We start from the raw sequence: 8,315 nt of genomic DNA on the forward strand, positions 1-8,315 counted from the left end.
TTGGAGGAGACAAGAAAGAATATGGAAGCGGACAATCTTGCCGGAGAGTTTGAAGAGCATGAGGATGAAATCAGGGAACTTATCTACGACCGGAACGATTCCGACCCGGTAAAGGACCTGATACGCAACTCGTCCGTTACTAATTTTTTCTATTCGCTTGGAGTGGAAATCATCGGATATCTGACTGGTTGTTCACTGCGGGGAGAATCGGTCGCCATGGCTTGCCATAAGGTACGCCGCGCACTGCATCTGAAAAAGGGGCAGTTTGACGAGAAGATTGAAGAACTGGTAGAGAATGCCACGTACGGTGGAGAACTGCGCATCTACTTCAACGCCATGTTTGACAGGCTCATCAGTGAAGACCCTGAGAAGGATTTCAAGAGCATCCGTTTCCACGGGAATGTAGTGGTGGCCATTGCCGACAGCCGGAACGGTTCCGGACATCATGTACGGATTCCATTGGACATCACTTTCCCTTTCCGAAGGGAGAACCTGTTTGTCGATTCACAGGTACATTATTCTTATGCCAATGAAGTCTGCGGTATGACCAATGATTGGTGTGATTCCACAAAATGGGCAACGGGCATGAAACCTTTTACCGGATCAGTCCGAAAAAGCCGGATGGCTGAATACAAGAAACAGGAAGCCGCTTACGAGCAGACATTCCGAAGCGGGAAATGCACCTTCGGTGACATGAACTACAAACGCCACCGTGACGTGCGATATTCGAATGAGTATCCTGCCGGATGCAGATGCCCTCATTGCGGTACTTTCTGGATTGACTAAAAAAACATTTACTAACCAATAAATTCAAATTATATGAAAATCTGCTGTTCACAAGAGTATTACGACAAGGTCGTACAGTATGCAAAATCCATCAATGACAAGACCCTAGAAAACTGTCTTGAACGTCTCAAACAATGGGAGAAGAACGAGAACCGTCCATGCGAAATCGAACTTTATTACGACCATGCACCATATTCGTTCGGATTCTGCGAACGCTATCCGGACGGAAATACAGGCATTGTCGGAGGACTGTTGTATCATGGAAATCCGGACGAGTCCTTTGCCGTCATCATGGAACGTTTCCACGGATGGAGCATACATAGATCCTAAGTTTTACAATAACTGATATCAATCCGATAATGTACCTTAAAGTCTAGAAATTTATAAAGAAAACAAAACCTTGGAAATATAGGCATCACTGAATCTAGTATGCTTACATTGTCAACGACAGGAATTTTTCAAGATTATAGTCTTTTGTATATAAAACTTTCACGTTTTTCCATCCTATAAATACTTCATCCATGTAATTACATCGATAAACTCACTTCAAAATCAATTAGAATATTGATATATTTAAACTACAAATATTTTATGCAGGAATTAGGCAGATATACCTTATAAAATGAAGTATAACAATTCCAAGGAATCGTATTATATTATTCCTTTTATTACTTACAAAGTAAAAGTCCGGAAAAACTTACGATGCTATTATTACAAACCCGATATTTTTATGCTAATTACAGTTTAAAATTAGAAGAAACGGAAAATAGTTCATTAATATTTTGCCCAGATTAAGAATATTATCTATATTTGCCGGAGTTTTAGTAAAAATAGAAATTGAATATATGAAACAGACCATATTTAAAATAATGCTGTTACTGGCGGTCATCTTTATGAGAGTAGAGATGGCAGGGGCTGTTTCATGTAACCATGCGTTCCATGATGCCCAGACCTCATCTGCGGTATCAAACCAGACGGATGCAGACGAAATCTTCCATTTTATCTATGCGACTCTGGATAAAACGCATGATTTGTTCAGCACGCTTACCCACGACCATTCATTCAACAAATTGCTAGATAAACGTGTGATGCGCAATGATGAACAAAACATCAAGTTTTCCTTACGTTTATTATTATTCTATCATTCCCTACGTGAGGTAGGTTTATTGAAGGACAAGGAGAGCCTTTACCCTTCAACAAACATTCATTGTGTGATTCCTTCATGCGAATACTATGTATTTGCCATGAGGAAAATCATTATTTAGCCGTTTTATAGGTTAGTTGTTTTTCACTGCTCCGGCATCCTTGCAAAGTGTCGGAGTGGATATGGATTTCTTGCTTCACATGCTTGACGCAAGCCAGTTACTTATTGTCTAAACTTTTCAAAAAAAAACAAAACTCTATAAAACGATTAAATTATGAAAACGAATAACTCAAAACAATCTTTCAAAGGAATAGAAGCCGCAGGTTTAATCATCATCGCATGTTTCATCGTAGCCATTTGCATTTATCATTTTGTGTTTGGAAACCCGGCCAACTTCATGAACAATGACCCTAACAATCATCCGCTTCCAGGAAACATGTTGGGAACTATCTATAAAGGAGGTATCATTGTGCCTGTTATCCAAACTCTTTTGTTGACTGTGCTCACCTTAAGCGTAGAACGTTATTTTACCCTTCGCGCCTCTTTCGGAAGAAGCAAGCTCTCCAAATTCGTGGCGCAGATTAAAGATGCCTTGAATAAAGGAGACATGGAGAAAGCACAAGAATTATGTGACAAGCAGCGCGGCTCAGTGGCCAATGTAGTGAGCTCCACTCTCCGTAAATACCGCGAAATGGAGCAGAACAATGAACTGGCGAAAGACCAGAAAATTCTTGCCATACAAAAAGAGCTGGAAGAAGCCACCGCACTTGAGCTTCCCATGATGCAGCAGAACTTGCCTATCATCGCTACCATCACTACCTTAGGCACCTTGATGGGATTGCTGGGAACCGTAATCGGTATGATCCGTTCATTTGCCGCGCTTTCTGCCGGAGGAGGTACTGACTCAGTTGCATTGTCTACAGGTATCTCTGAAGCCTTGATTAACACCGCATTTGGTATCTTGACCGGTGCACTGGCCGTTATTTCCTATAACTATTACACCAACAAGATAGACAAGCTGACGTACAGCCTTGACGAAGTGGGCTTCTCCATTGTACAGACTTTCGCAGCTACTCATTAATTCTGCCAGCCGAGGTTTTCCTCATGCAGACAGAAACAGAAGTTTGATTTAAAATTTTCAATTATGAGTAGAGCTAAAATTCAGAAGAAAAGCATGTTCATCGACATGACAGCCATGAGCGATGTAACCGTACTGCTGCTTACTTTTTTCATGCTGACAGCCAGTTTTGTGAAAAAAGAGCCTGTGCAGGTTGTCACTCCCGCATCAATTTCTGAAATAAAGATACCCGAAACAAACATCATGTCCATCCTGGTAGGCCCTGATGGAAAAATCTTTATGAGTCTTGACAAGCAAAGTGACATGGCAGCCACATTAGAAGCAATGGGAAAGGAATACGGGCTTTCATTTACCCCGCAAGAAATAAAGAAATTTTCTTTGTGCCAGACTTTCGGAGTACCAATAAGCCACATGAAATCTTTCCTGGCCCTTAGCACAGAACAGCAGGACCGCACCTTAAAAAACCAGGGAATCCCTTGTGACAGTATCGACAACCAGTTCAAAGCATGGGTGCGCAATGCACGTGCCACGAACCATGACTTGCGCATTGCCATCAAGGCCGACCAGCAAACACCCTACGCGGTCATAAAAAAAGTGATGAACTCTCTTCAAGACCTCAAGGAAAACAGATACAATCTGATTACCTCCTTAAAATCGGGTCCGGAAGAATAAAGAAAAAGAAATATGGCTGAAATTCAAGAAAACAACAATAAAGAAAAGAAAGGTAACAAGCAGAAAAAAATGAATATCCGCGTGGATTTCACTCCCATGGTCGACATGAATATGCTGCTGATTACTTTTTTCATGCTGTGTACTTCATTGAGCAAGCCGCAAACAATGGAAATCAGCATGCCATCCAATGATAAAAACATCACCGAAGAGCAACAGAATAAAGTCAAGGCCTCTCAGGCACTGACTTTATTGCTGGGCGAGGACGGAAAACTCTATTATTACGAAGGCGAACCGGACTACAAGAACTATGCTTCACTAAAAGAAACCACCTACGAAGCCAGCGGATTGCGTAAACTATTGCTCAGCAAAAACTACGAAGCAGTCAAGAAAGTACGTGAGCTTAAGGATAAGAAAGCAAGGCTTGAAATCACCGAAGAGGAATGTAAGAAGGAAATTGCCAGCGTGAAATCGGGAAAAAACACTCCTACCGTCATCATTAAGGCAATGGACAAGTCGACTTATAAGAATCTGATAGATGCGCTGGACGAAATGCAGATTTGCAGCATAGGGAAATACGTAATTGTCGACATTACGGACGGCGACCGTTTCCTGATAGACAACTACCTCTCTCATGGTGAGTTAAGTCAAAAAGCGACAGATAGGAATGTATAACTTCAAAAAAGGGAAAAATGTCAAAGGTTGATTTAACTTCTTTGGAATGGTGCGAACTCATTTTCAAAGACAGAAATAAAAATTACGGTGCCTATAAAATGCGCCGTGACCTGGGAAGACGGCAGACGGCCTCTCTGGTTATTGTCACAGTTGTGGCATTTGCCGGATTCACCTTACCCCGTCTTGTCAAAATGGCTATGCCGGAACAGAAAGAAGAAATGGTGGAAGTGACACAGCTTTCTGCCCTGGAGGAGCCGGAAGTGAAAGAAGAAACATTGAAAAAGGTAGAACCCATTGCCCCACCCCCTCCGGCTCTCAAGAGTACCATCAAATTCACGGCACCGGTCATCAAGAAAGACGAGGAAGTGCACGATGACGATGAGCTCAAGAGCCAGGATGAGCTGACAGAGACCAAGGTACAAATATCCATCGCCGACGTGAAAGGCAATGACGAACTGAACGGAAAAGACATTGCCGACTTGCAGGAAGTCATTACCCAGGCACCAGAAGCTCAAGAAGAAGAGCCTTACATGATGGTAGAACAGATGCCACAATTTCCGGGAGGGCCTGCAGAGCTTCTTAAATACATAGCCAAAAACCTGAAGTATCCGGTCATTGCACAAGAGAATGGCATACAAGGAAAAGTCATTCTGCGTTTTGTTGTCAATGCACAAGGCCATGTGGAAAATGTCAAGGTGCTCCGTTCACTGGATCCTTATTGCGACAAAGAAGCGATACGCGTGGTAAAATCGCTGCCACAATGGATTCCCGGGAAACAGAACGGCCGTAACGTACCGGTTTATTATACCTGCCCTATTGTTTTTAAATTACAGTAATCACCAAGTGTATGAAAAAGAAATTAATGCTATATCTGTTGTGCATGCTCACGTTCTCGGCTTGTAATTCCTCCGGGAAAAACGGTAAAGAGGAAACCTTGTATTCGGGAGAAATCCGCATTGCCGTAGACGAATCGTTCAAGCCTATCATGGAAGAAGAGCTGCAAGTATATCAGGCACTGACTCCCGAGGCTTCAATCACCCCGGTTTATTGCAGTGAGGTAGAAGCTGTCAACCTGTTGCTGAAAGACAGCGTACGTCTGGCAATCACCAACCGCCGGCTGACAGAAAAGGAATTAATTTCTTTTCATACACGCAAATTCTTTCCGGAATCCATTCAAATGGCTTCCAGCGGAATCGCACTGATTACCCACCATTGCAATCCCGACTCACTCATTACAGTGGAAGACTTCCGGCGCATCGCCACCGGAGAAATCACGGAATGGAAAGAGTTAAACCCAAAGTCAAGGCTGGGACGCATGCAAGTAGTGTTCGACAATCCGAACTCAGGAACCGTACATTATGTCATCGACTCCATCTGCCAAGGGAAACCTCTTTCTTCCTCATTAAAGGCACGGAAAAGCAATGAAGAAGTAATTGATTATGTAGCTGCCACACCGGATGCCATTGGCATTATCGGTGCCAACTGGATAGGCAACAAGGCAGATACGACACGGCTCTCCTTCAACCAAAGAGTCAGGGTCATGTCGGTTTCGGAAAGCAGTGAAGCTACTCCAGAAAACAGTTACAGACCTTATCAGGCTTATCTGGCGTTAAAACAATATCCGCTGACGAATGAGGTGTACATCCTTATCAATGACCCCAAAGGAGCACTCCCTACCGGACTGATGACGTTTCTGACAGGAGAGCGCGGACAACGGATTATCCTCAAGTCAGGACTGATACCGGCTACACAGCCAGTCCGGATTGTAAACGTAAAAGATGATTTCTAATTTAATGAGCAATTTATGATGAAAAATAAAATTTTATGCTTTGTATGCAGCGGAATGATATTTTCTGCCTCATACTGCTATGCCCAGGAAACTCTTACAGCTGAAACCCACAGGCTAATTACACAGATAGCTTCCGGTATCAATGAAACACCGGAAACAGCCGCCAAAGAATTCAGCGAGTTACTAAAGGGGAAAAACAAGAAAAACATCTCCTTGCTGGTTGCCATAGGCAACGCCTATCTGGATCATAACCGCCCGGCTGAAGCACAAGTTTATGCTGACCGTGCCATGAAAACAGACTCCAAATCGGCTCCGGTATATATGCTGGCAGGTGACATTGCCCTGGCACAGAAAAATGTAGGCACGGCATGCGGATATTACGAACAGGCCATTTTGTTCGATGCAGATTGCTACGATGCCTATTACAAATACGCACGTGCCTACATCGGGGTGAACCCTCAGCTCTCTATTGACATGCTGACAAAATTGAAGGCAAACCATCCTGAACTGCTGGAAGTAAACCGTGAATTAGCCAATGCGTACTATCAGGCAGGGTACTATGGCAAAGCAAAATCTGCTTACGACGAATTCATGCAACAAGGAACTCCTGATGCGCAAGACTACGGGTATTACGCCATGCTGCTATATTTGAACAAAGACTATGCGCAATCACTGAAGGCCGTAGAGAAAGGGCTTGCTACAGACAAGGACAACCATCTCCTGAAACGTCTGCGTATGTACGATTTGTATGAAATTGCCGCCTATAAAGAAGGGCTTGAAGCTGCTGACGCTTTTTTTGACCGTCCGGACGGAAGCGACTACGTCTACCTGGACTTTCTATACCGTGGACGTCTGTCATTGGCAGACCAGAGGAACGACGAGGCAATGCAATGGTTTGAAAAAGCCCTCGAAGCGGATGCGGCACATGAGCATCCGGAAATAGCCAAGGAAGCGTCTGCCGCCCACGAAAAATTGCAAAATTACCCTGAAGCCATCCGCCTGTACCAAGTGTATCTGGACGGGCTGAAAGGAAAGGCCGAGGTGAGCGACATGTTCTTGATGGGAAGACTGTATTACATAGCGGCCGGAAGCAGTACCGCCAATGAAACCGAAAAAGAAGCTTATTTGAAGAAAGCCGACGAAATCTTTGCAGAAGTATCTCAACGTGTACCCGACAATTACCTGGGCTATTTCTGGAGAGCCCGCACCAATGCCATGGCCGACCCTGAAAGTACGGAAGGACTGGCCAAGCCTTATTACGAATCGGCTCTGGCCTTGCTGGAAAAGAAAGCAGACGCGTCCAAATCACTCCTCATCGAATGTGAAAGTTACCTGGGATACTATTATTTCCTGCAAAAGGACTATGAAAAGTCTAAAGCATACTGGAACAAAATTCTGGAACTTGATCCGGAAAACGCTACGGCCAGACAGGCCCTGCAAGGGCTTCAGGCTACCCAATAGTTCTCTTTAATTTTCAACTACAAAAACAAGAAATTCATGGAAACATTTAATCTATCACAGTCATATCCCACACAGGATATACGGAAACGCACCAGTTTCCTCACCATAGGCCTTTCAATTTGTTTGCTGGCTGCCGGTATCAGTCTGTTTTTCTTACCGGAAAGCACCTCAGAATCCAATATTAATGCCCTGAAAATCGCTGCCGGAAGCTTGCTGGCAGTCATTTCATTCTATTTTCTGATTTTCCGTGCCCGCTATCAGGCCTATGCAGGAACAGGCAGCATGGTATGCAAAAAAAGCCTGACATTCAGCAAAGAACAGTTCCAAGACTTGAAAAAATACCTGGCAGATTATTGTGACCTGCCTGCCATGTCAAGAGAAGAGCCGCAGCTGTATTTGCTGATTGTTCACTCAAAAGACAACCAATATGCCGCATTTCAACTGCTGACCTATAGTTCTTTCTTGTATAAACCAGTCACAGAACTATGCTGCCTGAAAGGAGAAAAAGCCAGTACATTCATAAAAAACCTGCATACGTCACATGGATTTCTTCATTGATATTTTCCTACATATAGACCAGCATCTGATTACACTCGTGCAGGAATACCATGAATGGACATATGCCTTGTTGTTTTTAATCATTTTCTGTGAAACCGGACTTGTAGTCACCCCCTTTCTGCCCGGAGACTCCCTTCTGTTTGTCTCCGGTGCAG

At 43.7% G+C, this 8,315-nt stretch carries 10 protein-coding genes; all 10 read left to right on the top strand.

From position 1 onward, the window contains the following. On the top strand, positions 1 to 786 hold a 786-nt coding region (locus tag Q3C19_RS17285), incomplete at its 5' end, for a hypothetical protein (protein WP_302731004.1). A 33-nt stretch (positions 787 to 819) separates the two neighbouring features. Continuing rightward, the gene (locus tag Q3C19_RS17290; RefSeq protein ID WP_302731006.1) at positions 820 to 1,116 is read left to right on the top strand and encodes a DUF4120 family protein; all 297 of its coding nucleotides are present in this window, start codon (positions 820 to 822) and stop codon (positions 1,114 to 1,116) included. A gap of 515 nt (positions 1,117 to 1,631) precedes the next feature. Continuing rightward, positions 1,632 to 2,051: a hypothetical protein gene (locus Q3C19_RS17295; protein WP_302731008.1), complete on the top strand. Its 420-nt coding sequence runs from the start codon at positions 1,632 to 1,634 to the stop codon at positions 2,049 to 2,051. A gap of 153 nt (positions 2,052 to 2,204) precedes the next feature. After that, a complete protein-coding gene (locus tag Q3C19_RS17300; protein ID WP_022054411.1) occupies positions 2,205 to 3,011 on the top strand; it encodes a MotA/TolQ/ExbB proton channel family protein in 807 nt (268 codons plus the stop codon). Positions 3,012 to 3,074: 63 nt separating this feature from the next. Beyond that, positions 3,075 to 3,680 (top strand): biopolymer transporter ExbD, encoded by a 606-nt coding sequence (locus Q3C19_RS17305; RefSeq protein ID WP_071150658.1) that lies wholly within the window; start codon positions 3,075 to 3,077, stop codon positions 3,678 to 3,680. 12 nt (positions 3,681 to 3,692) lie between these two features. Then, positions 3,693 to 4,352 (top strand): biopolymer transporter ExbD, encoded by a 660-nt coding sequence (locus Q3C19_RS17310; protein ID WP_022054409.1) that lies wholly within the window; start codon positions 3,693 to 3,695, stop codon positions 4,350 to 4,352. Between the two features lie 17 nt (positions 4,353 to 4,369). Continuing rightward, positions 4,370 to 5,188: an energy transducer TonB gene (locus Q3C19_RS17315; RefSeq protein WP_022054408.1), complete on the top strand. Its 819-nt coding sequence runs from the start codon at positions 4,370 to 4,372 to the stop codon at positions 5,186 to 5,188. 11 nt (positions 5,189 to 5,199) lie between these two features. Beyond that, entirely contained in the window at positions 5,200 to 6,141 is a 942-nt protein-coding gene (locus Q3C19_RS17320) for a PstS family phosphate ABC transporter substrate-binding protein (RefSeq protein ID WP_022054407.1), read from the top strand. A 15-nt stretch (positions 6,142 to 6,156) separates the two neighbouring features. Continuing rightward, a complete protein-coding gene (locus Q3C19_RS17325) occupies positions 6,157 to 7,602 on the top strand; it encodes a tetratricopeptide repeat protein (protein WP_022054406.1) in 1,446 nt (481 codons plus the stop codon). A gap of 36 nt (positions 7,603 to 7,638) precedes the next feature. After that, on the top strand, positions 7,639 to 8,160 hold the full coding sequence (locus Q3C19_RS17330; RefSeq protein WP_302731017.1) for a hypothetical protein: 522 nt from the start codon (positions 7,639 to 7,641) through the stop codon (positions 8,158 to 8,160). The last annotated feature ends 155 nt before the right edge of the window (positions 8,161 to 8,315 follow it).

Source organism: Bacteroides sp. ET489 (assembly GCF_030518095.1).
Classification (GTDB): Bacteria; Bacteroidota; Bacteroidia; order Bacteroidales; family Bacteroidaceae; genus Bacteroides; species Bacteroides ndongoniae.

What these genes read in the sequence shown, in the direction of transcription:
- Q3C19_RS17300 (WP_022054411.1), top strand. Translation starts at nt 2,205, where the DNA reads ATGAAAACGAATAACTCAAAACAATCTTTCAAAGGAATAGAAGCCGCA.
- Q3C19_RS17305 (WP_071150658.1), top strand. Translation starts at nt 3,075, where the DNA reads ATGAGTAGAGCTAAAATTCAGAAGAAAAGCATGTTCATCGACATGACA.
- Q3C19_RS17295 (WP_302731008.1), top strand. Translation starts at nt 1,632, where the DNA reads ATGAAACAGACCATATTTAAAATAATGCTGTTACTGGCGGTCATCTTT.
- Q3C19_RS17320 (WP_022054407.1), top strand. Translation starts at nt 5,200, where the DNA reads ATGAAAAAGAAATTAATGCTATATCTGTTGTGCATGCTCACGTTCTCG.
- Q3C19_RS17330 (WP_302731017.1), top strand. Translation starts at nt 7,639, where the DNA reads ATGGAAACATTTAATCTATCACAGTCATATCCCACACAGGATATACGG.
- Q3C19_RS17310 (WP_022054409.1), top strand. Translation starts at nt 3,693, where the DNA reads ATGGCTGAAATTCAAGAAAACAACAATAAAGAAAAGAAAGGTAACAAG.
- Q3C19_RS17325 (WP_022054406.1), top strand. Translation starts at nt 6,157, where the DNA reads ATGATGAAAAATAAAATTTTATGCTTTGTATGCAGCGGAATGATATTT.
- Q3C19_RS17315 (WP_022054408.1), top strand. Translation starts at nt 4,370, where the DNA reads ATGTCAAAGGTTGATTTAACTTCTTTGGAATGGTGCGAACTCATTTTC.
- Q3C19_RS17290 (WP_302731006.1), top strand. Translation starts at nt 820, where the DNA reads ATGAAAATCTGCTGTTCACAAGAGTATTACGACAAGGTCGTACAGTAT.